The organism is Pseudomonas sp. Tav-5-1A (genome assembly GCF_055755055.1).
Map to the genome: position 1 here is coordinate 1,864,113 of NZ_CM146901.1, position 25,500 is coordinate 1,889,612.

At 64.3% G+C, this 25,500-nt stretch carries 24 protein-coding genes and 5 tRNA genes; 18 read left to right on the top strand and 11 right to left on the bottom strand.

Annotated elements, in window-relative coordinates; genetic code table 11:
• Positions 1–85: 85 nt before the first annotated feature.
• Both AC0J42_RS08410 and AC0J42_RS08415 read right to left on the bottom strand, forming a co-directional pair.
• A complete protein-coding gene (locus tag AC0J42_RS08410; protein WP_416423109.1) occupies positions 86–559 on the bottom strand; it encodes a MarR family winged helix-turn-helix transcriptional regulator in 474 nt (157 codons plus the stop codon).
• A 131-nt stretch (positions 560–690) separates the two neighbouring features.
• Positions 691–1,545: a LysR family transcriptional regulator gene (locus AC0J42_RS08415; protein WP_416423110.1), complete on the bottom strand. Its 855-nt coding sequence runs from the start codon at positions 1,543–1,545 to the stop codon at positions 691–693.
• 96 nt (positions 1,546–1,641) lie between these two features.
• Between AC0J42_RS08415 and AC0J42_RS08420 the strand changes: the two genes are divergently transcribed.
• On the top strand, positions 1,642–1,863 hold the full coding sequence (locus AC0J42_RS08420; RefSeq protein WP_416427557.1) for a DUF1127 domain-containing protein: 222 nt from the start codon (positions 1,642–1,644) through the stop codon (positions 1,861–1,863).
• Positions 1,864–1,921: 58 nt separating this feature from the next.
• Positions 1,922–3,112, top strand: coding sequence for a winged helix-turn-helix domain-containing protein (locus AC0J42_RS08425; RefSeq protein ID WP_473005824.1), 1,191 nt, complete (start codon positions 1,922–1,924; stop codon positions 3,110–3,112).
• Positions 3,113–3,119: 7 nt separating this feature from the next.
• Here the strand turns inward: AC0J42_RS08425 and AC0J42_RS08430 are convergent, their stop codons facing one another.
• Complete coding sequence (locus AC0J42_RS08430; RefSeq protein WP_473005825.1) at positions 3,120–4,466, bottom strand: class II 3-deoxy-7-phosphoheptulonate synthase; 1,347 nt, start codon at positions 4,464–4,466, stop codon at positions 3,120–3,122.
• Between the two features lie 271 nt (positions 4,467–4,737).
• Here AC0J42_RS08430 and AC0J42_RS08435 point away from each other — a divergent pair, with 271 nt between their 5' ends.
• The gene (locus tag AC0J42_RS08435; RefSeq protein WP_416427558.1) at positions 4,738–5,439 is read left to right on the top strand and encodes a spermidine synthase; all 702 of its coding nucleotides are present in this window, start codon (positions 4,738–4,740) and stop codon (positions 5,437–5,439) included.
• A 1-nt stretch (position 5,440) separates the two neighbouring features.
• Here the strand turns inward: AC0J42_RS08435 and AC0J42_RS08440 are convergent, their stop codons facing one another.
• On the bottom strand, positions 5,441–6,232 hold the full coding sequence (locus tag AC0J42_RS08440) for a crotonase/enoyl-CoA hydratase family protein (RefSeq protein ID WP_416423113.1): 792 nt from the start codon (positions 6,230–6,232) through the stop codon (positions 5,441–5,443).
• 392 nt (positions 6,233–6,624) lie between these two features.
• On the opposite strand from AC0J42_RS08440, the gene AC0J42_RS08445 reads away from it, so the two are divergent.
• Positions 6,625–8,289 carry a DEAD/DEAH box helicase gene (locus AC0J42_RS08445; RefSeq protein ID WP_473005826.1) on the top strand — a complete coding sequence of 555 codons (1,665 nt, stop codon included), beginning with the start codon at positions 6,625–6,627 and terminating at the stop codon, positions 8,287–8,289.
• A 139-nt stretch (positions 8,290–8,428) separates the two neighbouring features.
• Here AC0J42_RS08445 and AC0J42_RS08450 read toward each other — a convergent pair whose 3' ends face one another.
• Positions 8,429–9,196 carry a DODA-type extradiol aromatic ring-opening family dioxygenase gene (locus AC0J42_RS08450; protein WP_416423114.1) on the bottom strand — a complete coding sequence of 256 codons (768 nt, stop codon included), beginning with the start codon at positions 9,194–9,196 and terminating at the stop codon, positions 8,429–8,431.
• 102 nt (positions 9,197–9,298) lie between these two features.
• Here AC0J42_RS08450 and AC0J42_RS08455 point away from each other — a divergent pair, with 102 nt between their 5' ends.
• Positions 9,299–9,952: a thiopurine S-methyltransferase gene (locus AC0J42_RS08455; protein WP_416423115.1), complete on the top strand. Its 654-nt coding sequence runs from the start codon at positions 9,299–9,301 to the stop codon at positions 9,950–9,952.
• A 105-nt stretch (positions 9,953–10,057) separates the two neighbouring features.
• Here the strand turns inward: AC0J42_RS08455 and htpX are convergent, their stop codons facing one another.
• Both htpX and AC0J42_RS08465 read right to left on the bottom strand, forming a co-directional pair.
• The gene (htpX, locus tag AC0J42_RS08460; protein ID WP_473005828.1) at positions 10,058–10,945 is read right to left on the bottom strand and encodes a protease HtpX; all 888 of its coding nucleotides are present in this window, start codon (positions 10,943–10,945) and stop codon (positions 10,058–10,060) included.
• 260 nt (positions 10,946–11,205) lie between these two features.
• The gene (locus tag AC0J42_RS08465; protein WP_416423117.1) at positions 11,206–12,417 is read right to left on the bottom strand and encodes a pyridoxal phosphate-dependent aminotransferase; all 1,212 of its coding nucleotides are present in this window, start codon (positions 12,415–12,417) and stop codon (positions 11,206–11,208) included.
• A 167-nt stretch (positions 12,418–12,584) separates the two neighbouring features.
• Between AC0J42_RS08465 and msrB the strand changes: the two genes are divergently transcribed.
• From msrB to AC0J42_RS08480, 3 genes are all read left to right on the top strand, one after another.
• The gene (gene msrB / locus AC0J42_RS08470) at positions 12,585–12,980 is read left to right on the top strand and encodes a peptide-methionine (R)-S-oxide reductase MsrB (protein WP_416423118.1); all 396 of its coding nucleotides are present in this window, start codon (positions 12,585–12,587) and stop codon (positions 12,978–12,980) included.
• Between the two features lie 153 nt (positions 12,981–13,133).
• Complete coding sequence (locus AC0J42_RS08475) at positions 13,134–13,619, top strand: glutathione peroxidase (RefSeq protein WP_416423119.1); 486 nt, start codon at positions 13,134–13,136, stop codon at positions 13,617–13,619.
• A complete protein-coding gene (locus AC0J42_RS08480; RefSeq protein ID WP_416423120.1) occupies positions 13,616–14,062 on the top strand; it encodes a MarR family winged helix-turn-helix transcriptional regulator in 447 nt (148 codons plus the stop codon). Before AC0J42_RS08475 ends, AC0J42_RS08480 begins: the two co-directional genes overlap by 4 nt.
• Here the strand turns inward: AC0J42_RS08480 and AC0J42_RS08485 are convergent.
• Entirely contained in the window at positions 14,046–16,367 is a 2,322-nt protein-coding gene (locus AC0J42_RS08485; RefSeq protein ID WP_416423121.1) for a hybrid sensor histidine kinase/response regulator, read from the bottom strand. The genes AC0J42_RS08480 and AC0J42_RS08485 overlap by 17 nt on opposite strands.
• Before the next feature lie 135 nt (positions 16,368–16,502).
• Here AC0J42_RS08485 and AC0J42_RS08490 point away from each other — a divergent pair, with 135 nt between their 5' ends.
• Both AC0J42_RS08490 and AC0J42_RS08495 read left to right on the top strand, forming a co-directional pair.
• Complete coding sequence (locus tag AC0J42_RS08490; RefSeq protein WP_473005832.1) at positions 16,503–17,393, top strand: ATP-binding protein; 891 nt, start codon at positions 16,503–16,505, stop codon at positions 17,391–17,393.
• Positions 17,390–17,872, top strand: a complete 483-nt coding sequence (locus AC0J42_RS08495) for a GAF domain-containing protein (RefSeq protein WP_416423123.1) — start codon at positions 17,390–17,392, stop codon at positions 17,870–17,872. Before AC0J42_RS08490 ends, AC0J42_RS08495 begins: the two co-directional genes overlap by 4 nt.
• A 76-nt stretch (positions 17,873–17,948) precedes the next feature.
• On the opposite strand, the gene AC0J42_RS08500 is transcribed toward AC0J42_RS08495, so the two are convergent.
• On the bottom strand, positions 17,949–18,713 hold the full coding sequence (locus AC0J42_RS08500) for a hypothetical protein (protein WP_416423124.1): 765 nt from the start codon (positions 18,711–18,713) through the stop codon (positions 17,949–17,951).
• Between the two features lie 253 nt (positions 18,714–18,966).
• Between AC0J42_RS08500 and AC0J42_RS08505 the strand changes: the two genes are divergently transcribed.
• The 5 genes from AC0J42_RS08505 (at position 18,967) to AC0J42_RS08525 (ending at position 19,771) form a co-directional block, all read left to right on the top strand.
• Positions 18,967–19,042 (top strand) — tRNA-Glu (locus AC0J42_RS08505).
• 2 nt (positions 19,043–19,044) lie between these two features.
• Positions 19,045–19,120, top strand: a tRNA-Gly gene (locus AC0J42_RS08510).
• A 104-nt stretch (positions 19,121–19,224) separates the two neighbouring features.
• Positions 19,225–19,300 (top strand) — tRNA-Glu (locus AC0J42_RS08515).
• A gap of 3 nt (positions 19,301–19,303) precedes the next feature.
• Positions 19,304–19,379: transfer RNA gene (locus AC0J42_RS08520), tRNA-Gly, on the top strand.
• 316 nt (positions 19,380–19,695) lie between these two features.
• Positions 19,696–19,771 (top strand) — tRNA-Gly (locus AC0J42_RS08525).
• 115 nt (positions 19,772–19,886) lie between these two features.
• Here the strand turns inward: AC0J42_RS08525 and AC0J42_RS08530 are convergent.
• Entirely contained in the window at positions 19,887–20,300 is a 414-nt protein-coding gene (locus AC0J42_RS08530) for a PA2817 family protein (RefSeq protein ID WP_416423125.1), read from the bottom strand.
• A 59-nt stretch (positions 20,301–20,359) separates the two neighbouring features.
• On the bottom strand, positions 20,360–22,807 hold the full coding sequence (locus AC0J42_RS08535) for an acyl-CoA dehydrogenase (RefSeq protein WP_473005833.1): 2,448 nt from the start codon (positions 22,805–22,807) through the stop codon (positions 20,360–20,362).
• Between the two features lie 183 nt (positions 22,808–22,990).
• Between AC0J42_RS08535 and AC0J42_RS08540 the strand changes: the two genes are divergently transcribed.
• From AC0J42_RS08540 to AC0J42_RS08550, 3 genes are all read left to right on the top strand, one after another.
• A complete protein-coding gene (locus tag AC0J42_RS08540; protein ID WP_473005835.1) occupies positions 22,991–23,614 on the top strand; it encodes a glutathione S-transferase in 624 nt (207 codons plus the stop codon).
• Between the two features lie 143 nt (positions 23,615–23,757).
• Entirely contained in the window at positions 23,758–24,690 is a 933-nt protein-coding gene (locus AC0J42_RS08545; protein ID WP_416423128.1) for an ABC transporter ATP-binding protein, read from the top strand.
• Positions 24,687–25,466: an ABC transporter permease gene (locus tag AC0J42_RS08550; protein ID WP_416423129.1), complete on the top strand. Its 780-nt coding sequence runs from the start codon at positions 24,687–24,689 to the stop codon at positions 25,464–25,466. Before AC0J42_RS08545 ends, AC0J42_RS08550 begins: the two co-directional genes overlap by 4 nt.
• Positions 25,467–25,500 lie beyond the last annotated feature (34 nt).

Consider the following 25,500-nt stretch of genomic DNA (forward strand, 5'->3'; position numbering starts at 1 on the left):
TACGGGGTTAGATTAGTGCGCTAATAGTTTGCGCGCAAGATAAATAATCGAAGGGCACGACGAACGGCGCACCCGTGGGCGGGAATTAGAGGCTTTCGTGCAGGTTGCCGCGCAGCTCCAGCAGGTCGCCCTGCAGCTTTTTCAGGCGTTCCACGGTCTCGCCGGTGGCGGCCAGGATGCAGCCGGGGATGGTCTTGGCCTTCTCGCGCAGGGCGCGGCCCTGGTCGGTGAGTTGCACGATCACCACGCGCTCGTCTTCCCGGCTGCGGGTGCGGCTGAGCAGGCCCTCGGCTTCCAGGCGCTTGAGCAGCGGGGTCAGCGAGCCGGGGTCGGTCAGCAGCCGGGTGCTGATTTCGCCCACGGTCAAACCGTCCTTTTCCCACAGCACCATCATGGTCAGGTACTGCGGGTAGGTGAGCTCCAGGGCTTGCAACAGCGGTTTGTAGACCTTGGTCATCAGCAGGGAGGTGGAGTACAGGGCAAAGCACAATTGGCTGTCGAGCAGCAGATCGTCGCAATGGCCTTCGGCAGCGCTGGAAGTGGGGCGGTCGGCGTTCATGCTGATCCTTGATTCAATTGAAGCGGGCGAATTTAGCGTCGAGGTGTTTAACGCGCCAGCTAATTCATCATGGCCGTATGGGCGGCTTCTTGAAAGGTTTGAGCCACGGACCGCGTCCATAGTTCGTTAAATTACAACTTGAAGCCCTCGGCGATATGGTCGGCCAGGCAGTCGGTGATCGCGTTCTGCGTGCTGTCGTTGCGCAGCAGCATAATGCTCGCCATGGGCAGCTGCGGCAGGCCCTCGGCTTCACCGAGGATGCGCAGGTCCGGGGTAATCAGGCTCTGCAGCTGCGCGGTCACCGCAAGGCCGGCGCTGACCACTGCCATGATCGCCGCCAGGCTGGGGCTGGAGTAGGCGATGCGGTAGGGCTTTTGCCGTGCGTCCAGGGCGTTGCAGGCCCAGATGCGGCAGAAGCAGTCGTTGTTGAACATGGCCAGCGGGATGGGGTTCTGCTCCACGGGGTTGAAGCCGATGGCCTGGGCCCACACGAAGCGTTCGTGGCGCAGCATCTGGCCAATCTCGCTGCCGGGCTCGCGGGTGACGATGGTCAGGTCCAGGTCCTGGCGCTGCATCAGTTGCTTCGAGCTTTCGCAATGCACCTCCACCTGCACCAGCGGGTAGGCCTGGGCGAATTGCGAGAGGATGCCGGGCAGGAAACGCATGGCGTAGTCGTCCGGCGTGCCGATGCGCACCGTGCCGACCATGTGCGGCTCGCGCAGGGTGGTGAACACTTCGCTGTGCAGCTTGAGGATGCGCCGCGCATAGCCCAGCAGGATCTGGCCTTCGGCGGTCAGGCGTACCTGGCGGCCGTCGCGCTCGAACAGCTGGCGCTGGAGGATGTCTTCCTCCAGGCGTTTCATCTGCATGCTCACCGCCGACTGGGTGCGGTTGACGCGCTCGCCGGCACGGGTAAAGCCGCCCTCATCGGCGATGGCGACGAAGGTGCGCAACACCTCTGAGTCGATGCTCTGGTACTGGGACATTCATCAATCTCCGAGATGAGAGGCATAAGAAACATTCGTTGGATTGATCATATGCCCGGCGCGACACTGAGTCATCCCCAACTGGAGGGTCGGATGATGAAAGGTCAAAAGGGTTATGTGCTGGTGATGCGGGTGCCGTTCCACGGCGTGTCGTTCCAGGGCCTGTTGCAGCGTGTGCGGCGCTGGCGGCAGTTGGCCTGGGAGCGCCGGCAACTGGCGGCCATGAGTGACGACATGCTCAAGGACATCGGCATGTCCAGGGCCGACGTCAGTCGCGAGACCGAACGGCCGTTCTGGGATGATCCACTGAAGAAATAAGCGCTGGCGAGGCGCCGGTGCCAGGGCTACCGTAGGGCAGGTTCACAAGGAGTGGTGCATGCCCGACTCATTGTCCATTGCCCAGGCCCGGCGCCTCGCGCTGGCCGCCCAGGGGTTCGCCCCGCGGCCGTTGCGCACGGCGCTTGGGCCCGGGCACCTGCTGAAGATGGTGCAGCGCCTGGGCGTGCTGCAGATCGACTCGGTGAACGCCGTGGTGCGTTCGCATTACCTGCCGCTGTTTTCGCGCCTGGGCCCTTACTCCCACGGCCTGCTTGATGACATGGCCTGGGGCCGTGGGCGCCAGCGCAAACTGTTCGAATACTGGGGGCACGAAGCCTCGCTGCTGCCCCTGGAGCTTTACCCGGCCATGGCCTGGCGCATGGCCAGGGCTGCCCAGGGCAAGGGCATCTACAAGCAGCTGGCGCGCTTTGGCCTGGAACAGAAGCCGGTGCTGGCGCGGGTGCTGGATGCCGTGCGCGAGCAGGGCGCCCTTGGCGCTGGCAGCCTGTCCACCCGCCAGGAGCGCGCCGGGCCCTGGTGGGACTGGAGCGCGGAAAAACATGCGCTGGAATGGCTGTTCGCCGCCGGCGAGCTGACGGTGGCGGGGCGGCGTGGCTTCGAGCGTCTTTATGACTTGCCCGAACGGGTGATCCCGGCGGCGGTGCTGGCAGCGCCTGCGCCCAATCTGGCCCAGGCCCAGCGTCAGCTGTTGCTGCACGCGGCCACTGCTTTGGGTGTGGCCACCGAGAAAGACCTGCGTGATTACTTTCGCCTGGAGCCTGGCGACACTCGTGCGCGCCTGGCCGAGCTGGTGGAAGACCGCCAGCTGCAGCGTTGCACGGTAGAGGGCTGGTCACAGCCGGCGTACCTGCTGCGTCAGGTGCGCATCCCGCGCCAGGTCACGGCCAGCGCCTTGCTGTCGCCTTTCGATTCGCTGGTGTGGGAGCGCGACCGCACCGAGCGGCTGTTCGATTTTCGCTACCGGCTGGAGATCTACACGCCGTCGCACAAGCGCGTGTACGGCTATTACGTGCTGCCGTTCCTGCACAACGAGCAGATCGTCGCCCGGGTGGACGTGCGGGCAGCACGCGCCACGGGTGAGCTGCGCGTGCTGGCGGTGCACGATGAACAAGGGCACCTGGACGCCGAGGGCCTGGCGGCCCTGGCCGGGCAGTTGAAGGCGATGGCAGGGTGGCTGGGCCTGGCGTCGGTCACCCTGGAGTGCCAGCGCCACGCCCCGTTCCTGTAGCCGTGGCCTAGCGGCGGACCTGCTTCAGCGTCTCGGCAATCATGAACGCCAGTTCCAGCGACTGGTCGGCGTTCATGCGTGGGTCGCAGTGGGTGTGGTAGCGGTCCGACAGGCCATCTTCGGTGATCGGCCGCGCGCCGCCGATGCATTCGGTGACGTTCTGCCCGGTCATCTCGATATGGATGCCGCCGGCGTAGGTGCCCTCGGCCTCGTGGGCCTGGAAGAACTGCTTCACCTCGCTGAGGATCTGCGCGAAGTCACGGGTCTTGTAGCCGCTGCTGGCCTTGATGGTGTTGCCATGCATGGGGTCGGAACTCCACAGCACCTGGCGGCCCTCGGCCTTCACCGTGCGCAGCAGGCGGGGCAGGTGGTCGGCGACCTTGCCGGCGCCCATGCGCGCGATCAGGTTCAGGCGGCCGGGGTCGTTGTCCGGGTTGAGGGCGTCGATCAGGCGGATCAGCTCGTCGGGCTGCATGCTCGGGCCGACCTTGACGCCGATGGGGTTGTTCACCCCGCGCAAGAACTCCACGTGGGCGCCGTCGAGCTGGCGGGTGCGGTCGCCGATCCACAGCATGTGCGCCGAGCAGTCGTAGTAGTCGTTGGTCAGACTGTCGCGGCGCACGAAGGCTTCTTCGTAGTTGAGCAGCAGCGCCTCGTGGGCGGTGAAGAAGCTGGTCTCGCGCAGTTGCGGCGCGCTGTCCAAGCCGCAGGCACGCATGAACGCCAGGGTTTCGTCGATGCGGTCGGCCAGCTGGTGGTATTTGTGCGCCAGCGCCGATTCGGCGATGAAGTCCAGGTTCCACTTGTGCACCTGGTGCAGGTCGGCGAAACCGCCCTGGGCGAAGGCGCGCAGCAGGTTGAGGCTGGCGGTGGACTGGTGGTAGGCCTGCAGCAGGCGCTCCGGGTCGGGGGTGCGGCTTTTCTCGTCGAAGCCGATGCCGTTGACGATGTCGCCGCGGTAGGCGGGCAGGGTGACGCCGTCGATGCTTTCGTCATTGGCCGAACGCGGCTTGGCGAACTGCCCGGCCATGCGTCCCACCTTCACCACCGGGCAGCCGGCGGCGAAGGTCATGACAATGGCCATCTGCAGCAGCACCTTGAAGGTGTCGCGGATCTTCGCCGCCGAGAACTCGGCGAAGCTTTCCGCGCAGTCGCCGCCCTGCAGCAGGAATGCGCGGCCCTGGGTAACCTCGGCGAACTGCCGGCGCAGCTCGCGGGCCTCGCCGGCGAACACCAGCGGCGGGTAGCTGGCCAGGGTCTGCTCCACGTGGGCCAGGCGGCTGGCATCGGGGTAGAAGGGTTGTTGCTGGATCGGCAAGGCGCGCCAGCTGTCGGGGCTCCACGGAAGGCTCATGACAGGCTCTTATGCAAGGTGTTGATAGGTGAGTCGATGGTACCACCGTCACGTCCTGTGGGAGCTGGCTTGCCAGCGAGCTTTTAATGCTCAACAGCTCGCTGGCAAGCCAGCTCCCACAAGGGCCGCTGCTACGGTGTGCGCTGGGCCAATAAATGCGACAATCGCATTTTTCCAGGCTTGATGAGCGCCCGTGGTGCAAGACAACGAACCCGAAGTAACCCGTGAGCGCGTCGAGCGTCTGCTGGCCGAAGTGCATGATCAGTTCGGCATGATCCGTGTGCTGGAAGTGGAGGATTACCGCTTCCTGGAGTTTGGCGATGCCATCGAGCAGAGCTGTGTGTTCACCGCCGACCCCAGCTGGCTGGAGTATGACTACACCCGCGCCATGCTGATTGGCGCGCTGTGCCACGAACAGCCCGAGAGCGCGCTGTTCCTGGGGCTGGGCGCCGGCACCCTGACCCAGGCGTGCCTGAAGTTCCTGCCGCTGGAGGACGTCGAGGCCATCGAGCTGCGCCCCGACGTGCCGCGCCTGGCCATCGAGTACCTGGGCCTGGACGACGACCCGCGGCTGTACATCCGCACCGGCGACGCCATCGAGCTGTTGCCCACCGCGGAGCCGGCGGACCTGATTTTCGTCGACCTGTACACCGACCACGGCCCGGGCGTGGGCCACCTGGCCTGGCGTTTCCTGGAAGACTGCCAGAAGCGCCTGAACCCGGGCGGCTGGCTGGTCATCAACCAGTGGGCGGGCGACGACGGCAAGCCGTTGGGCGCGGCGCTGCTGCGCGGCCTGTACCACCGCCACTACTGGGAGCTGCCGGTGACCGAGGGCAACGTGATCCTGATCATTCCCGCCGAGCTGGACCAGGACCTCGACCTCGACGGCCTGAAAGCCCGCGCCGATGCCCTGGCGCCGCGCCTGGGCTACTCGCTGCAGGCGCTGATCGCGCAGCTGCGCCCGGCCTCCTGAGTCACTGCCCGGTAAAGGTGCCGGGCCGGCGTTCGTGAAACGCCGCCAGGCCTTCGCGGGCGTCGTCGCTGCCCAGCAGCAGGTGCGCCTGGGCGTGCAGGGTGGCGACGCTGGCCGCCTCGCCCTCCAGCACCGCCAGCCGCGCCGACGCCAGGGTGGCCTTGACGCCCAGCGGCGCCTGGGCGGCAATCCGTTCGGCCAGGTGCAGGGCGTTGGGCAGCAGGTCCTCGCTGGCCATCACTTCCTGCACCAGCCCCAGGCGCAGGGCCTCGTGGGCGTCGAACTCGTCACCGGTCAGCAGCCAGCGCATGGCGTTGCCCCAGCCGGCTATCTGTTGCAGGCGCACGGTGGCGCCGCCGAAGGGGAACAGGCCGCGCTGCACTTCCATCTGCGCGAAGCGCGTGTTGCTGGCGCACAGGTTGATGTCGGCGGCCAGCATCAGCTCGATGCCGATGGTCAGGCAATAGCCTTGGGCGGCGACGATCAGCGGTTTGCTCAAGGTCGGCCCCAGGCCCACGCGCCACGGGTCCAGGCCGCCTTCCGGTAGCTTCCAGCCCTGCACGAAGGCGGTGTTCACCGCCGCCAGGTCGAGGCCAGCGCTAAAGTGCTCGCCGTGGCCGTACAGCACCGCGGCGCGGGCGGCGGGCTCGCGCTCGTACTCGCCGTAGGCCAGGCTCAATTGTTCCAGCAGGGGCAGGTCGAAGGCGTTGCGCTTGGCGGCGCGGTCCAGGCCGATCAACATCACGTTGCCGCGCAGTTCGCGGCTGACGTGGCCGGGGCAGGGTTGGCTCATATCGGCATCCTCGGGGGCAAGGGGTGAAACGATTAAGCCGGGGCGCCGGGCGCGCAGGTCTCTAGCAAAATAGACGCGTGGCCGATGTTGCGCAAAGCCTGTGACAATCGTGGGTTCAGCCGTCTGATAACAATAAAAAACTCTCACGTGCACGGCGATTTCAGGTATAGTGCGCGCCGGTCTTTAATCAGGCCACGTTTAGGTAGCGCAATCCCCCGAAGACAACTTCGACTGCACGTCCGTTCCGCGGACTCTTCCTAACGTTTCTTTTTTTTCATTCAATCGTTTTCGCAAATCCCCGCCGACAAAGCTGCCAGGGTGACTCTCGAGTCTTACAAGGCATGCGCAGCTTTGGAGCATGGGTCTTTGCGGATGCACTTAGAGGCAGACCCATGACCCAGGAAACCGGCGGCTTCGCCGCTCTCGGACTTAACCCGAACATTGTTGCAGCCGTCATCGCGACTGGCTACGAAGAGCCGTCGGCTATTCAGCAGCAATCGATCCCAATCATCCTGGAAGGTCATGACATGATCGGCCAGGCGCAGACTGGTACCGGTAAAACCGCTGCCTTCGCACTGCCGATTCTGAATCGCATCGACCCGAGCAAGCGCGAGCCGCAAGCCCTGATCCTGGCGCCAACCCGTGAGTTGGCGCTGCAAGTAGCCACTGCATTCGAAACCTACGCCAAGCAGATGCCTGGCGTTACCGTAGTGGCCGTGTATGGCGGTGCCCCGATGGGCCCGCAACTGAAAGCTATCCGCAACGGCGCGCAAATCGTCGTGGCAACCCCTGGCCGTCTGTGCGACCACCTGCGTCGTGACGAGAAGGTCCTGGCCACCGTGAACCACCTGGTTCTCGACGAAGCCGACGAAATGCTCAAGCTGGGCTTCATGGACGACCTGGAAGTCATCTTCAAGGCCATGCCCGAGTCGCGTCAGACCGTACTGTTCTCGGCTACCCTGCCGCAGTCGATCCGCGCAATCGCCGAGCGTCACCTGAAAGACCCGAAACACGTCAAGATCCAGAGCAAGACCCAGACCGTTACCGCGATCGAGCAGGCTCACCTGCTGGTTCACGCTGACCAGAAGACTTCCGCTGTCCTGCGCCTGCTGGAAGTGGAAGAGTTCGACGCCCTGATCGCCTTCGTGCGTACCAAGCAAGCCACCCTGGACCTGGCCAGCGCCCTTGAAGCCAAAGGCTACAAGGCTGCCGCCCTGAACGGCGACATTGCCCAGAACCAGCGTGAGCGCGTCATCGACTCGCTGAAGGATGGCCGCCTGGATATCGTCGTCGCTACCGACGTCGCTGCCCGTGGCCTGGACGTACCGCGCATCACTCACGTGTTCAACGTCGACATGCCGTACGACCCAGAGTCCTACGTTCACCGTATCGGCCGTACTGGCCGTGCCGGTCGCGAAGGCCGTGCCCTGCTGCTGGTTACCCCGCGTGAGCGCCGCATGCTGCAGGTTATCGAGCGTGTAACTGGCCAGAAGGTTGCCGAAGTTCGCCTGCCGAACGCCCAGGCTGTGCTTGATGCCCGCATCAAGAAGCTGACCAACGGCCTGGCGCCGCTGGTTGCCGACGCAGAAGCCACCCATGGCGACCTGCTGGACCGCCTGACCGCTGACATCGGCTGCACTCCACGTGCCCTGGCCGCTGCCCTGTTGCGCAAGGCCACCAATGGCCAGGCGCTGACCCTGGAAGCGGTAGAGCGCGAGCAGCCACTGGTGCCGACCAGCGCGCCGCGTGAGCGTACCGGTGGTGACCGTCCTGAGCGTGGTGACCGCGAGCGTCGCGCGCCAATGCCTCTGGGCGAAGGCCGTGCACGCTGCCGTACTGCCCTGGGTGCTCGCGACGGTATCGCCGCGAAGAACCTGCTGGGCGCTATCCTCAACGAAGGCGGCCTGGCCCGCGAAGCGATCGGCCGTATCCAGGTACGCGACAGCTTCAGCCTGGTCGAGCTGCCTGAGGAAGGCCTGGAGAAGCTGCTGGCCAAGCTCAAGGACACTCGCGTTGCCGGCAAGCAGCTGAAGCTGCGTCGCTATCGCGAAGACTGATCCTGCCTTGCGGCTGATCTGAAATGAAAAATCCCCGGCCTGGTGCCGGGGATTTTTTTTGCCTGCGTGTGGGGCGGGACGCGGCCTGTGGCCGCTGCTACAGAGGCCCTGCGTAGCAGCTGCCGCCAGGCGGCGTCTGTCAATCGAAGCGATAGATATCCATGCCGAGCGCGCCCAGGGTCCAGCCCGCGTGGGCCAGGCCGAAGGTGTCGCCAGCGCCGCGGGCGAAGTACAGCGGCAACAAGTGCTCGTCGCTGGGGTGGTTCTTCGCCGCAAAGGGCGCCTGCTGGCGGTAGTCGAACAGCGCGGCCTGGTCATCGGCCTGCAGTTTCTCCAGCATCCAGTCGCGGAAGGCCTTGGCCCACGGCGTGGCGCTTTCCGGGCCGGCGTGCCAGTCCAGTTCGCGCAGGTTGTGGGTGATACTGCCCGAGCCGATCAGCAGCACGCCTTCGCCGCGCAAGCCGGCCAGGGCCTGGCCCACTAGGTGTTGCAGCTGCGGCCCCAGGCGGCTGGGCAGCGACACCTGCACCACCGGAATGTCGGCCGCCGGGTACATCAGCGACAACGGCACCCAGGCGCCGTGGTCGAACGGCCTTTGTGGGTCCAGGCGCGCCGGCAGGCCGGCGTCGGTCAGGCGCTGGGCAATGTCCGCGGCCAGGGCCGGTTCGCCGGGCGCCGGGTACTGCACGGCAAACAGCTCGGGCGGGAAGCCGCCGAAGTCGTGCCAGGTTTCCGGGGCCGGGCTGCTGGCCACCAGCAGCTCGCGGCTTTCCCAGTGCGCCGACACCACCACGATGGCTTTTGGGCGCGGCAGTTCGGCGGCCAGCCTGGCCAGTGCCGGGCCGCTGGCGCCGGGCTGCAGGGCGAGCATGGGCGAACCGTGGGAGATGAACAGGCTGGGCAGCATGATTGAAGTCCTGAGCGTTGAGATGGGATTATCATCGGCCAGTGATTGATCTAAATCTAATATAAGTTTTAGTGCCGTTTGATCGAATTGATGGGGTAAAGCATGCAGGCTGATTTTTGGCAGGAGCGCTGGCAGCGCAACCAGATCGGTTTTCACCAGGCGCAGGTCAACCCGTACCTGCAGCGCCATTGGCCGGCCCTGGGCGTTGCGCCTGGCGCCCAGGTGCTGGTGCCCTTGTGCGGCAAGAGCCTGGACCTGGCGTGGCTGGCGGGGCAGGGCGTGCGGGTGCTGGGCGTGGAGCTGGCGGAGAAGGCCGTGCAGGCATTTTTCCATGAGCGGCAGCTGCAACCCCAAGTACACGCCGAGGGCGCGTTCACGCGCTACCAGGCGGGTGATGTGCAGCTGTGGTGCGGGGATTTTTTCGCGCTGACGGCGCAGGACGTGGCCGGTTGTACGGCGCTGTACGACCGCGCTGCGCTGATTGCCTTGCCGCCGGAGATGCGTCGCCGCTACGTGCAGCACCTGACGGCGATTCTGCCCAAAGGCTGCGCGGGGCTGCTGGTGACGCTGGATTACGACCAGGACGTGCTCCCCGGGCCGCCGTTCGCGGTGCCGGATGATGAAGTGCAGGCGTTGTGGGGCGGCCAGTGGCAGGTCGAGCAGCTGGAGTGCCGGGACATCCTGGGGGAGGGCGGCAAGTTCGTCGATGCCGGCGCCCAGCGCCTGCACGAGCGCGCCTACCACCTCACCTCGTAGCCGCTGCCGCAGGCTGCGCTGGCCCTTGTGTACGCTGGAGATCTCCAGTGTGGCTCAGGGCCAGCGCAGCCTACGGCAGCGGCTACAGGTGGTGTTGCGCCTCCATCAACCGCGGCGGCGCAGCGCCTCGATGCGGTCTTCCAGCGGTGGGTGGCTCATGAACAGGCCAGCCAGGCCGTGCTTGAGGCCGCCGTTGATGCCGAAGGCGGTCAGGGTGTCAGGCATGTGCACTGGCACGCCCTGTTCCGAGCGCAGGCGCTGCAGGGCGCCGATCATCGCCCCGGTGCCCGCCAGGCGAGCGCCGGCTTCGTCGGCGCGGAATTCACGCTTGCGCGAGAACCACATGACGATGACGCTGGCCAGGACACCCAGCACCAGTTCGGCGAAGATGGTCGCGATGTAGTAGGCCATGCCCTGGCCTTCCTCGTTCTTGAAAATGACCTTGTCGACGAAGTTGCCGATGATGCGCGCGAAGAACATCACGAAGGTGTTCACCACGCCCTGCACCAGCGCCAGGGTGACCATGTCGCCGTTGGCCACGTGGCCGATCTCGTGGGCCAGCACCGCTTTCACCTCGTCGGGCGAGAAGCGCTCCAGCAGGCCCTGGCTGACCGCCACCAGGGCATCGTTCTTGTTCCAGCCGGTGGCGAAGGCGTTGGCCTCGTAGGCCGGGAAGATACCCACCTCGGGCATCTTGATGCCGGCCTCGCGGGACAGCTGTTCAACGGTCGCCAGCAGCCACTGTTCGTGGCGGGTGCGTGGCTGGCTGATGATTTGCGTGCTGGTGCTCATTTTCGCCATCCACTTGGAGATGAACAGCGAGAACAGCGAGCCGGCGAAGCCGAACACGGCGCAGAAGACCAGCAGTTGTTTGAGGTTCAGATCCACGCCGTTGGCTGCCATGAACCCGTTGAAGCCAAAAAGGCTCAGGGTGATGCTGGCAATCAGCACGACCGCAAGGTTGGTGGCTAGAAACAGCAAGATGCGCATCATGGTTGTTACGTACTCCTGACGGAAGAAATTGTCGCGTTGACGGGTATATAAGGGGAGGGCCCCGGCGATTCAACAGCGCGACTATTTCAAACTGTGTCACAACCATGATTCTAGACAGCAGGGCGCTACCGCCGTGGGGTGGCGGGATCAGTGGTTGTTCGGAGAAGTGTTACCAAATGCGTAGCAGCTGCCGCCAGGCTGCGTCAGGGCTCCACGGGGTGGGGCTGACGCAGCCTGGCGGCAGCTGCTACGGGGGGGTATTACTGCTTGTAGTTCTTCAGGAAGCCGCCGATGCGGCCGATGGCCTGTTCCAGGTCGTCGACGCGCGGCAGGGTGACCACGCGGAAGTGGTCAGGCCATGGCCAGTTGAACGCGGTGCCTTGCACCACCAGCAGTTTTTCCGACAGCAGCAGGTCCAGCACGAACTTCTCGTCGTTGTGGATCGGGCACACTTTCGGGTCGATGCGCGGGAACGCGTACAGCGCGCCCATGGGCTTCACGCAGCTCACGCCAGGAATGTCGTTGAGCAGTTCCCAGGTGCGGTTGCGCTGCTCCAGCAGGCGGCCGTTGGGCAGTACCAGGTCGTTGATGCTCTGGTAGCCGCCCAGGGCGGTCTGGATGGCGTGTTGGCTCGGCACGTTGGCACACAGGCGCATGTTGGCCAGGATGTCGATGCCTTCGATGTAGCTCTGGGCGTTGTGCTTGGGCCCGGAGATGGCGATCCAGCCGGAACGGAAACCGGCCACGCGGTAGGACTTGGACAGGCCGTTGAAGGTCAGGCACAGCAGGTCCGGGGCCAGCGAAGCGGTGCACACGTGCACGGCGTCGTCGTAGAGGATCTTGTCGTAGATCTCGTCGGAGAACACCACCAGGTTGTGCTGGCGGGCGATTTCCAGCATGCCCAGCAGCACTTCCTTCGAATACACCGCGCCGGTGGGGTTGTTCGGGTTGATGATCACCATGGCCTTGGTGTTGGGGGTGATCTTGGCCTTGATGTCGTCCAGGTCAGGCCACCAGTTGGCCTGCTCGTCGCACAGGTAGTGCACGGCGTGGCCGCCGGCCAGGCTCACCGAGGCGGTCCACAGCGGGTAGTCGGGCGCCGGTACCAGCACCTCGTCGCCGTTGTTGAGCAGGGCCTGCAGGGCCATCACGATCAGCTCGGAGACGCCGTTGCCCAGGTAGATGTCCTCGATGCCGATGCCTTCCACCTGCTTCTGCTGGTAGTACTGCATCACGGCCTTGCGCGCGCTGAACAGGCCCTTGGAGTCGCTGTAGCCTTGGGCGGTGGGCAGGTTGCGGATCACGTCCTGGAGGATTTCGTCCGGCGCCTCGAAGCCAAACGGCGCCGGGTTGCCGATGTTCAGCTTGAGGATGCGGTGGCCTTCCTCCTCCAGGCGTTTGGCGTGCTTGAGCACCGGCCCGCGAATGTCATAGCAGACGTTGGCGAGCTTGTTCGATTTGCTGACCTGCATGATGGAATCCCAAGGAAAAAAAGTGCCGCGAGATGGCGCGGTGAAAATGAAATTGAATGCGCCTGGCGTGGGTGACAGACTGGGGTCTGAACAAGGCGCAATCATACGTGCCACCCGATCCCCGGAAAAGGGACAGATCGGGGTTTTTCAGCTGCCGAGGTAACCCGATGACCAAGTTCACCAAGACCGAGGAAGAATGGAAGGCGATGCTCGACCCCGAGCAATACAACGTCTGCCGCCTCAAGGCCACCGAACGCCCGTTCACGGGCAAGTACAACAGCACCAAGACCGATGGCGTGTACCATTGCGTGTGCTGTAATGCCGCACTGTTCGATTCGACCACCAAGTTCGATTCAGGTTGCGGCTGGCCGAGCTTCTACGCGCCGATCGAAGACAGTGCGATGATCGAGATCCGTGACACCAGCCACGGCATGATCCGCACCGAAGTCACCTGCGCGACCTGCGACGCCCACCTGGGCCACGTGTTCCCCGACGGCCCGCCGCCGACCGGCCTGCGCTACTGCATCAACTCGGTGTGCCTGGACCTGGTACCCCGCGAGTAACCCCACCCGTAGCAGCGGCCAAAGGCCGCGTCCCCAGGCGCCGCGCATTACTGGCCAGGACGCGGCCTTCGGCCGCCGCTACGGGATGTTATTTAAATTGTGTGCAATTGAATTGCACGCTATGGTTATCCTTCCACCCACGGAGGACCTGCCATGAGCGACGCCCTGCTGAACATTCCTTGCGCCACCATCACCGGTGAGCAGAAAACCCTGGCCGATTTCGCCGGCAAGGCCATCCTGGTGGTCAACACCGCCAGCAAGTGCGGCTTCACCCCGCAATACAAGGGGCTGGAGCAGCTGTGGCAGGACTACAAGGACCAGGGCCTGGTGGTGCTGGGCTTTCCCTGCAACCAGTTCGGCAAGCAGGAGCCGGGCAGTGAAGACCAGATCTCGCAGTTCTGCGAGCTGAACTTCGGCGTTACCTTTCCTTTATTCAAGAAGATCGACGTCAATGGCGCCCACGCCCACCCGCTGTTCGTACAGCTGAAAAAGCGCGCGCCGGGCCTGCTGGGGTCCCAGGGCATCAAGTGGAACTTCACCAAGTTCCTGATTGGCAAGGACGGCAAGCTGGTCAAGCGCTTCGGCCCCACCACCAAGCCCCAGGAGCTGGACGGCGAGATCCAAGCGCTGCTGAAATGACCGGCCTGCTGCTGGACGACCAGTTGTGTTTCAAGCTGTATGCCGCCTCCCGCGCCGTGACCCGTGGCTACAAGCCGATGCTCGACGCCTTGGGCCTCACCTACCCGCAGTACCTGGCCATGCTGGTGCTGTGGGAGTGGCACGCCAGCGCGCCGGAACAGCCCACGGTGAAGGCTTTGGGCGAGCGGCTGATGCTGGATTCAGGCACCCTCACGCCGTTGCTCAAGCGCATCGAACAGTTGGGCCTGGTAGTGCGCCGGCGTGCCGTGCACGACGAACGTGAAGTGCACCTGGGCCTGACCGATCAGGGCTTGGCGCTGCGCGACCAGGCCGCTGCATTGCGCGAGCGGCTGATTTGCGCCAGTGGGCTGGACCTCAACCAGCTGCAGCCCTTGCAGCAGGGGCTGGAGCACCTGCTGGCGCAGCTCACGGCGCGAGGTTGAGTGGGATCCAGTGGTCGATCAGGGTGATCAGCTCTTCGCGACGGAACGGCTTGGCCAGGTAATCGCTCATGCCCGCCGCACGGCAGCGCTCGCGCTCCTCGGGCATGGCGTTGGCGGTCAGCGCCACGATGGGTAGCTGCGGCCAGCGCCCGCTCTGGCGGATGCGCCGGCTGGCCTCGTAGCCGTCCATTACCGGCATGTTGCAGTCCATCAGCACCAGGTCGTATTCCTTGTCTTCCAGCGCCGCCAGGGCCTCGCCACCGTGGGCGGCCACCGTCACCTCGCAGCCCAGCTTGCTGAGCATGCCCTTGGCCACCAGCTGGTTCACCGGGTTGTCCTCCACCAGCAGGATGCGCGCGCGGCGGGGCAGCGCCTCGCCGCGCTCCAGCGCCAGTTGCTGGCTGGGCTCGTCACCCAGCAGGGTGCGCCGCAGGGTCTGGTACAGGGCGTTGCGCGCCAGTGGCCGGGCCTGTTGTTGCAGCGGGCTGAGGGCCGTGGCCTGTTCGCTGGGCAGGAAGTTGCCGTAGGCGGTCACCAGCAGGATCGGCGCGGTAATGGCCGGGCGCAGGCCGAACAGGCAGTCCAGGCAGTCGGTAATCAGCAGGTCGGGGTTCAGGCCTTCCAGCGGCGCGTCGGTGCTCAGCCGCTGGTAGTCCAGGCCCCAGCCGGGCAGCAGGCTCTGCAGCAGCTCGGCGAGGCCGCTGCTGGCCGGGCTGATGGCAATGACCTTGCCCTTCAATAAAGGCGGGGCGACGGCCGGCGTATGGGTCAGCAGTGGCAGGTCGGCGCTGAAGCGGCTGCCGAAACCGGCCTCGGAGCTGATGCTCAGGCGCCCCTGCATGGCCTCGCACAGGTTGTTGGTGAGTGCCAGGCCCAGGCCGGTGCCGCCATATTGGCGGGTGATGCCGGCGCCGGCCTGGGTAAACGGCTGGAAGATCTTGACCTGGGCTTCCTGGGGAATGCCGATGCCGGTGTCGCACACCTCGATGCTGACGCCACCGGGGTAGGTGCTCAGGCGCACATCCACGCGGCCGAAGCGGGTGAACTTCAGGGCGTTGGACAGCAGGTTGCTGACGATCTGCCGCACCCGGGTCGGGTCGCCCAGCACCATGGCGGGGAACCGGGGGTCGATCAGGCAGGCCAGCTCGACGCTGGGCGCAGCGTTCTGCGACAGCAGGTTGGCGGTGTCTTCCACCAGCGCGCCGAGGTCGAAGGGAATGCGTTCCAGCTCCAGTTGGCCGGCGTCGAATTTCGACAGGTCGAGAATGTCGTTCAACAGTTCCACCAGCACCTTGCCCGAGTCATGGGCGATGGACAGCTGCTGGCGCTGCTCGGCGTTCAGCGGGCTGTCCAGCGACAGCGCGATCATGCCCAGCAGGCCGTTGAGCGGGGTGCGGATCTCGTGGCTCATGTTGGCCAGGAACGCCGCTCGGGCCTGGGCCATTTCCATGGCCGTGCGGCGGGCGTTCTCCAGCTCTTCGTTGGACAGGCTCAGGCGGATGTTGCTGGCCTTGAGCTCGGTGGTGCGCGCCGAAACGATGTTCTCCAGCTCGGCCAGGTAGTCGGTAAGGCGGTTTTCGGCCGTGCGCCGTTGCTGGATCTCGGTGCTCATGCTGACGAACTGCTGGTTGGCCGCACGCACCAGCACGCCGATTTCATCGTTCTCGTGGCCAGGCGGGTAGTCGAGCTTGGTAGGCTTGGCCGCGTGGGGGTTGGAGTTGCTCAGGGCGCTGATCACCCGCACCAGCGGCTTGGTCAGCATGGTGTAGAACAACGCCAGCATGATGGCCGCCAGCAGCAGGCTGCGCAGGAAGCCGGAGAACAGGGTGATCTCGGCGCGGCGCAGGAAGCGCGTGCCGAAGGCCAGGGTGTCGACGTCCAGGTGCAGGGTGCCCAGGCGCTCGGTGGGCATGTGGCTGAGGAACAGCGCGTCATCGTAGGTACGGCGCTCGCCGAACAGGAAGTCGCTGACGAAGCGGTAGCGGCTTTCCAGGCGCGGCCGGCTGACGTTGGCCAGCACGGTATTGTTGTTGTCGGACAGGCGTGCGCCGACAATGGATTCGGAATGCAGCAGCCCTGCGGCCAGTTCCTTGGCCAGCTCGGCGTCGATGTTGTAGGCGATGCGTGAAGCGGGGTTGTGGCTGATCTCGAGCAGCGAGACCATTTCGCGGTTGATGGCCGCGTCGACGTTGGCATAATCGATGCCGATCTGCACAATGCTCAGCAATGTCCCGATAATGAAACCGACCACTACTGTCAGTCGAGCCTGCTTGTATGACAGTCTGTGGGTGAACTTTATATCCATATATACCGGGCCAAGGGTTCGTTCCGTACGCGCTGGGCAAGCATAGCTGATGTCGTGTCCTTATCGGCGCTGTGATTTCAGTATATCGACAGCGTCCGCGCGCGTTTTACTGTGAAAATGTGCAAAGGAGAAGTCATGGATTCGCGTCTGGAGGCATTCCTGCAACGCGCCGAATCGGTGCTGGCGCGTTTGGAGCCGTTGTTGCCCGCCGTGCGCCCGGCGCTCGACTGGGAACAATGCCTGGCCGCGCGCTGGCAGCGCGACGGCCGCACGGGCTATTTGCTGCCGTTGCAGGTCAGCCTGAGCACGCGGCTCACCGACCTGATCGGCGTGGACTGCCAGCGCGACCAGCTGGGTGGCAATACCCGCCAGTTCCTCCAGGGCTTGCCGGCCAACCACGCCTTACTGTGGGGCTCGCGGGGCACCGGCAAGTCGTCGCTGGTGCGCGCGCTGCTGGCTGAGTACGCGGGGCAGGGGCTGCGGCTGATCGAAATCGAGCGCGACCATCTGGCCGACCTGCCGCGCGTGGTGGAGCAACTGGCGGGCCTGCCCCAGCGCTTCGTGCTGTTCTGCGACGATTTGTCATTCGAGGCGGGGGAGGGTGATTACCGTATCCTCAAGAGCGTGCTCGACGGTTCACTTGAGTCGGCACCGGATAACGTGCTGCTGTACGCTACCTCCAACCGCCGGCACCTGGTGCCGGAGAAGGAGAGCGACAACGCCCACTGGCAAAACGTCGATGGCGAGATCCACCCCAGCGAGGCGGTGGAAGACAAGATCGCCCTGTCGGACCGGTTTGGCCTGTGGTTGTCGTTCTACCCGTTCAGCCAGGAGCATTATCTCAACGTGGTCGAGCACTGGATCGGCGAATTCGCCCGCCAGGCCGGCCTGCAGTGGCAGCGCACCGCGGAGCTGGACATCCTGGCGGCACGCTGGGCCACCGGCCGTGGCAACCGCAATGGCCGCTGCGCCTATCAATTTGCCCGTTACTGGGTAGGTCTCACATTACTGGAGCAACCGCAATGATCGATTTGAACAGCACCGGCCAGGGCCTCGAAGGCTACGCGATGCTGACCGCGCAACTGGAATCGCTGCTCGCCGACGAGCGCGACTTCATTGCCAACGCCTCGCAGTTCTCGGCGTTCCTCTACAACTATGTGGACGACCTGAACTGGGCCGGCTTCTACATCAACCGCAATGAAGAACTGGTGCTGGGGCCGTTCCAGGGCCAGGTGGCCTGCGTGCGCATTCCGTTCAGCAAGGGCGTGTGCGGCGCCGCGGCGGCCACCCGCCAGACCCAGCGCGTGGAAGACGTGCACGCGTTCCCCGGCCATATCGCCTGCGACAGTGCCTCGAACAGTGAGCTGGTGATTCCGCTGGTGAAGGATGGCCGCCTGATTGGCGTGCTGGACCTGGACAGCCCCAAGCTGGCGCGCTTCAGCGAAGCGGACCAGGCGGGGATGGAAAAGATGGTGGAGATTTTCCTGCGTTCCACCGATTGCTGATTCGGTGACGCAACCCCTGTAGCAGCTGCCGAAGGCGGCGTCGGCAGCGACGCGGCCCTGGGGCCGCTGCTACAGGTCAATCGTAGATGACTTTCTTCTTCCACTCGGGCTCGACTTCCTTCAGCCCCTCGGTCAATTCGTTGTGGTCGTCTTCGCTCGGTGCAGTGCTGTCCAGCACCAGGGCGTTGGCCCGCGCCAGCAATTTCTCCATGTACTTGAGCTGTTCCTGGTAAACCGCGGGCTCCGGCTGCTTGCGCAGGTATTGGGCGCCGCGCTCGAACGCCAGGCGCGCCTGGCCCGGTTGTTCGGCCTGCAGCGCCGCCTGCCCCAGGTTGTTGAAGAACTCGATGTGCAGCAGCACCAATATATGACGAATCTCGCGGATCCAGTGCTTGGCCTCGTTGGCCGGCAGGAAGCCGTCCTGGGCCGCGCGGGTCACCTGGGCGTGCAGGGCTTCGAGCAGGAAACGCACGTCCTTGGCCTTGACCTCGGTCTGGATAGGGATAGGTGCATTCTTTACAGCAATGCCTTCGCCCTTGGCGATTTCCGCTTCCAGTTCCACCAGGCGCGCCTTGATGGCGGCGTTGCCCTTGTCCTGGGCCAGGATGCGTTGGTTGAGGTTGAGTTCCAGGCGGGTCAGCAGCAGCTTCAATGCCGGTGTCATGAATTGCCCGGGGAAGGTCTCGGTGATCTCGCCACAGCGGCGCAAGCGGTCGGCCAGCTCATGCTTGAGCTTGGTCTTCTCCAGCTTGTTGGTCTCCACCACGTTATTGAGATAACCGATGGCGATCAATGCAACGATCCCCGCTACTATAATCAGGGTGATCATGAGTGGTGTCACCGTGTAAGCCTCGTCAGATTGTCGTCCATTTGAGTGTAGTGGCTAAGCCACGGCCCGGATAGAGGCTATCGCCTGAAGGCCGCCACGCCGGGCCGGCGAACGCCGCTCCCGGTCAGGCTATCGGCAGGGAAGTCATTGATTTAAATAAATTTATCATTGGGGGTTGACGACTTCCCAAACCACCCCTAGAATGCGCGCCACTTGCAGCGTAAAGCACACAGCGAAACGCAGCAGGGAGTGAATGTTGTAGTGTGTCCCCTTCGTCTAGTGGCCTAGGACACCGCCCTTTCACGGCGGTAACAGGGGTTCGAGTCCCCTAGGGGACGCCAATGCGGGAATAGCTCAGTTGGTAGAGCACGACCTTGCCAAGGTCGGGGTCGCGAGTTCGAGTCTCGTTTCCCGCTCCATTTTTAAACAGCTTCGCTTTCGGGTGGGGTTGAGTGAAACCAGAACCAAGCCTAAGGGTGCGGATCTGGGCACCGAAACACACACCATGTGTTCCGGGCAGCGTGTCCCCTTCGTCTAGTGGCCTAGGACACCGCCCTTTCACGGCGGTAACAGGGGTTCGAGTCCCCTAGGGGACGCCATTTGCGGGAATAGCTCAGTTGGTAGAGCACGACCTTGCCAAGGTCGGGGTCGCGAGTTCGAGTCTCGTTTCCCGCTCCATATTCATCAAGAACGCCGCTCATTGAGCGGCGTTTTTGTTTGTGCGAAAAAATAGTCATTGTTATGGGCGGACCGTAGCCGCTGCCGAAGGCTGCGTCCCGGACGCGTCAGGTTCACCGTCCGCGCCCGAGACGCAGCCTTCGGCAGCGGCTACGGGGGCCTTTAACCGGCTATTTCGCTAACCCTGTGAAAAAAAACGATTTTTTTGAAAAAAGTGCTTGCCAAGATCTTCAAATAGCTTCAAAATCTGCCCCATCGAAACGCTGATGAACATCAACGGTTCGAACAAGATGGCTGATACACGAAGTTGTCTTCTGCGGGAATAGCTCAGTTGGTAGAGCACGACCTTGCCAAGGTCGGGGTCGCGAGTTCGAGTCTCGTTTCCCGCTCCAAATTAAATCAAGAACGCCGCTCACTGAGCGGCGTTTTTGTTTGCCTCGAGAAAATATCGCCGTCGCAGGCAAAAAAAAGCCGCTCATCGAGCGGCTTTTTCGTGAGCGGTGGCAATCAGTGCTTGCTGCTGTCCTGCAGCGACAGGGCCAGCAATTGCTTCTCCTGGTTCCAGTCGAACGGTTCCTCGTTCTCCTCCGCTTCGAAGCGGCGCTCTTCCAGGGCCTGGTACAGGTCGATCTCTTCGTCGGGCATGTAGTGCAGGCAGTCGCCGCCGAAGAACCACAGCAGGTCGCGGGGGATCAGGTGGGCGATTTGCGGGTAGCGCTGGATGATCTGGCACATCAGGTCCTGGCCCAGGTAGGCGCTGGCGACCGGGTCGATGGGCAGTTCCATGCGCAGTTCGTCGTAGCGCTCCAGGAACAGGGCGTGGCTTTCGTCGGGTACCTGTTCGGCTTCACCCAGGGCGACCAGGATGCCGCGCAGGTGATCGAGCAGCACAAGCTGGTGGTCGATGTAGGGGGTGGCCATGTTGAAGGTCCTCTTGGGTAAAACGGGCGCGGGAGTATACGCGCCCGGGAGGAGGTGTGTCATCGAACCAGGCCGTCGCCCGGCTTGAGTTGCGCCTTGTCGAAGTCGTCCACGTCGATGACCTTGCGCCGCGCGGTTTCGGCCTGGCGAAGGGTCTCGGCTTCGCCTGCCTGCAGCACGCCGGCCTGCAGGGCCGCGTCTATCAGGGTTTCTTCCGGCGCGGGGGTGAACTGGCCGGCCTTGTAGGCGGTGTGCAGTTTTTTCTGCAGGGGGCGGCTGGCGGCCAACAGGTCGCAGGCCGTCTGCAGCGCGGCCACCGGGTCGCCTTCGGCGGTGGGGCGGTAGCAACCCGCCAGCAGTTCTTCCAGCGCCGGGTCACCCTTGGCGCGGCCGATCACTTCGGCCACTTCGGCGTCCAGGCGGTCGGAAGGCCCGGTGTGGCGGCGGCCGAACGGGAACACCACAACGCGCAGCAGGCAGCCCAGAATACGGCTGGGGAAATTCTTCAGCAGCTCGTCCAGCGCGCGCTCGGCCTGGCCCAGGCTTTCTTCCATGGCCCAGTGCAACAGTGGTTGCAGGTGTTCCGGCGAGCCCTGGTCGTGGTAGCGCTTGAGCGCCGCCGAGCCCAGGTAGAGATTGCTGAGCACGTCGCCCAGGCGCGCCGACAGGCGTTCGCGGCGTTTGAGCTCGCCGCCCAGCAGCATCATGCTCAGGTCGGCCAGCAGGGCGAAGGCCGCGGCCTGGCGGTTCAGGGCGCGGAAATAGCCCTGGCTGATGGCGTCGCCGGGGGCGTGCTCGAAATGCCCCAGGCCCAGGTTGAGCACCCAGGTGCTGGCCGCGTTGCCGATGGCGAAGCCGATGTGGTTGAGCAGCAGGGCGTCGAACTCCACCAGCGCCTGGGCCTTGTCTTCGCGGGCGGCCAGGGCCATTTCCTTGAGGACGAAGGGGTGGCAGCGAATGGCGCCCTGGCCGAAGATCATCAGGTTGCGCGAAAGGATGTTGGCGCCTTCCACGGTGATGAAGATGGGCGCCCCTTGCCAGTTGCGGCCCAGGTAGTTGTTGGGCCCCATGATGATGCCCTTGCCGCCGTGCACGTCCATGGCGTGGCTGATGCATTCGCGGCCACGCTCGGTGAGGTGGTACTTGAGAATCGCCGACAATACCGAGGGTTTTTCCCCAAGATCCACGGCGTTCGCCGTGAGCATGCGCGCCGCGTCCATCAGCCAGGCGTTGCCGCCGATGCGGGCCATGGCGGCCTGAATGCCTTCGAACGCCGCCAGCGGCACGTTGAACTGTTCGCGCACCTGGGTGTACTGGCCGGTGACCAGGCTGGTGTACTTGGCCGCACCGGTGCCCACCGCCGGCAGCGAAATGGAACGGCCCACGGACAGGCAGTTCATCAGCATCATCCAGCCCTTGCCGAGCATGGCCTGGCCGCCGATCAGGTAGTCCAGCGGCACGAACACGTCCTTGCCGGAGTTGGGGCCGTTCATGAAGGCGGCGCCCAGCGGCAGGTGGCGGCGGCCGATGGTCACGCCGGGCGTGTCGGTGGGAATCAACGCCAGGGTGATGCCCAGGTCCGTCTCTTCACCCAGCAGGTGGTCGGGGTCGTGGGCCTTGAAGGCCAGGCCCAGCAGGGTCGCGACCGGCCCCAAGGTGATGTAGCGCTTCTCCCAGTTCAGGCGCAGGCCGATGACTTCCTCGCCCTGCCATTGCCCTTTGCAGATGACCCCGGTGTCAGGCATGGCGCCGGCGTCGGAGCCGGCCAGCGGGCCGGTGAGGGCGAAGCAGGGGATGTCGTCACCGCGGGCCAGGCGCGGCAGGTAATGGTTGCGTTGTTCGTCGGTGCCGTAGTGCAGCAGCAGTTCGGCCGGGCCCAGGGAGTTGGGGACCATGACCGTGGACGCCAGGTCGCCGCTGCGGGTGGCCAGTTTCATCGCCACCTGGGAGTGGGCGTAGGCGGAGAAGCCCTTGCCGCCGTACTCCTTGGGAATGATCAGGGCGAAGAAGCCGTGTTCCTTTATATGCGCCCAGGCTTCGGGCGGCAGGTCGAGGTCCTGGCCGATCTGCCAGTCGCTGACCATGGCACACAGCGCTTCGGTAGGGCCGTCGATGAACGCCTGTTCCTCGGCGGTCAGTTGCGCCTTGGGGTAGCCCAGCAGGGTGTGCCAGTCGGGGCGGCCGCTGAACAGCTGGCCGTCCCACCACACGGTGCCGGCGTCGATGGCTTCGCGCTCGGTCTGCGACATGGGCGGCAGCGTGCGCTGGAACCAGTTGAACAGCGGGGCGGTGAACAGCTTGCGGCGCAGGTCGGGCAACAGCAGGGGCAGGGCACTGGCAATCAGCAACACCCAGAATATCGCCAGCAGCCAGCCCGGCGCGTGGCTGAACATGCCCATGGCCAGCAGGTACACGGCAATGATGCCCAAGGCGGGCAGGGGCGCCACGCGCCGATGGAACATCCAGGCCTTGCCGACGACCAGTACCACGATCCACAACAACAGCATATTCAGTCCTCCATGATGACGGGGCGGCGCACTGAGGAAGCGTAGACCGCTTGCCAGACTAATGACCCCCGCATTGCCGGGGAGTTCGTTGCCAGCTGTTGCCGCCACGGGGTGGAAAAAATCATGGGGGGCGCTCGCCGACCGGTAGTAGACTCCTCGGACTATTCAGCCGGGAGACACAGAATGCTCAAGGTGTGGGGACGCAAGAACTCGTCCAACGTGCGCAAGGTGCTGTGGTGCGCAGAAGAATTGCAGCTGCCGTACCAGGCCATCGATGCCGGCGGTGCGTTCGGCCTGGTCAACGAGGCGCAGTACCGCAGCAAGAACCCCAACGGCCGGGTGCCGATGATCGAGGATGGCGAGCTGGTGCTGTGGGAGTCCAACGCCATCGTTCGCTACCTGTGCGCGCAATATGGCGGTGAATCACCGTGGTTCAACGCCGATGCCGCCGCGCGCGCCAGCGCCGACAAATGGATGGACTGGACCACCTCGACCCTGGCCGACCCCTTCAAGCCGCTGTTCTGGGGCGTGCTGCGCACCCCTGCCGAGCAGCAGGACTGGGTGCAGATCAACGCCGCGTTCAAGGCCGTGGTCGAGGTGCTGGCCGTGGCGAACGAGGCGCTGGCGCAGCAGCCCTACCTGTCGGGCAACGAAGTGGGCATGGGCGACATTCCCTTGGGCTGCTTCATCTATGCCTGGTTCGAGATGCCCATCGAACGGCCGCCCATGCCGCACCTGGAAGCCTGGTACGAGCGCCTGAAACAGCGCCCGGCCTATCGCAAGGCGGTCATGACCGCGTTGACCTGATAAGTATTATCGATGTTGATCACTGTACATGTGCGCCGCGTGCTAGCACCATTGGTCATGCCCGCCGCACCTTGTGACGGTGATCGGCGTCTTTATTAAGGTTTATCGACCCTTCCTTTCTTTTTTCGGTGCATGGTTCAACTATGAGTTCTGCTCTGTCCATCCGGCAGCTGACCAAGACCTACGGCAACGGTTTCCAGGCCCTCAAGGGCATTGACCTGGACGTTGCCGAAGGCGACTTCTTCGCATTGCTGGGGCCCAACGGCGCTGGCAAGTCCACCACCATCGGCATTCTCTCCACCCTGGTGAACAAGACCAGTGGCACGGTGAATATCTTCGGCCACGACCTGGATCGCGACCCGGCGGCGCTCAAGCGCAGCATCGGCGTGGTGCCCCAGGAGTTCAACTTCAACCAGTTCGAGAAGACCTTCGACATCGTCGTGACCCAGGCGGGCTACTACGGCATCCCGCCGCGCATCGCCAAGGAACGCTCGGAGCAATACCTGACCCAGCTGGGCCTGTGGGACAAGCGCGACGTGCCCTCGCGGTCGCTGTCGGGCGGCATGAAGCGGCGGCTGATGATCGCCCGCGCACTCATCCACAACCCGCGCCTGCTGATTCTCGACGAGCCCACCGCGGGCGTGGACATCGAGCTGCGCCGGTCGATGTGGAGCTTCCTCACCGAGCTGAACCAGCAGGGCACCACCATCATCCTCACCACGCATTACCTGGAGGAGGCCGAGCAGCTGTGCCGCAACATCGGCATCATCGACCACGGCACCATCGTCGAGAACACCAGCATGCGCAACCTGCTGGGCAAGTTGCACGTGGAGACCTTCCTGCTGGACCTCAAGGCCGACCTGGCCGAGGCGCCCGTGCTCGAGGGTTACCCTTGCCGGTTGATTGACCCGCACACCCTGGAGGTGCAGGTGGACAAGGAAGTGGGCATTACCGCGCTGTTCGGCCAGTTGGCCTTGAAACACATCGAGGTGCTGAGCCTGCGCAACAAAACCAACCGGCTGGAGGAGCTGTTCGTGTCCCTGGTGGAGAAAAACCTGGCGAAGGTGGCCGTATGAGTTTCGAAGTCAAAGCCAACTGGGTCGCGTTGAACACCATCGTCTACCGCGAAGTGCGCCGTTTCATGCGCATCTGGCCGCAGACCCTGCTGCCCCCGGCCATCACCATGGTCCTGTATTTCGTGATCTTCGGTAACCTGATCGGCCGACAGATCGGCGGCATGGGTGGCTTCACCTACATGGAGTACATCGTGCCGGGGCTGATCATGATGTCGGTGATCACCAACTCCTATGGCAACGTGGTGTCGAGCTTCTTCGGCAGCAAGTTCCAGCGCTCCATCGAGGAGCTGATGGTGTCGCCGGTGTCGCCGCACATCATTCTGACCGGCTACGTGATCGGTGGCGTGTTGCGCGGCTTGATGGTGGGCATCATCGTCACGCTGCTGTCGCTGTTCTTCACCCACCTGCAGGTGCACCACCTGGGCATCACCCTGCTGGTGGTGATCCTGACGGCGACGATTTTCTCGCTGCTGGGCTTCATCAACGCGGTGTTTGCGCGCAACTTCGATGATATTTCCATCATCCCGACCTTCGTGCTGACGCCGCTGACCTACCTGGGCGGGGTGTTCTACTCCATTACCCTGCTGCCGCCGTTCTGGCAGACCGTGTCGCTGGTGAACCCGGTGTTGCACATGGTCAACGCCTTCCGCTACGGCATTCTGGGCGTGTCGGACATCCGCATCAGCATCGCGGTGGCGTTCATGCTGGTGGCCACGGTGGTGCTGTACATCGGCTGTGCGCGCCTGCTGGTCAGCGGCCGCGGCATGCGCAGTTAAGCACCGCTCCCCCGTAGCAGCGGCCAAAGGCCGC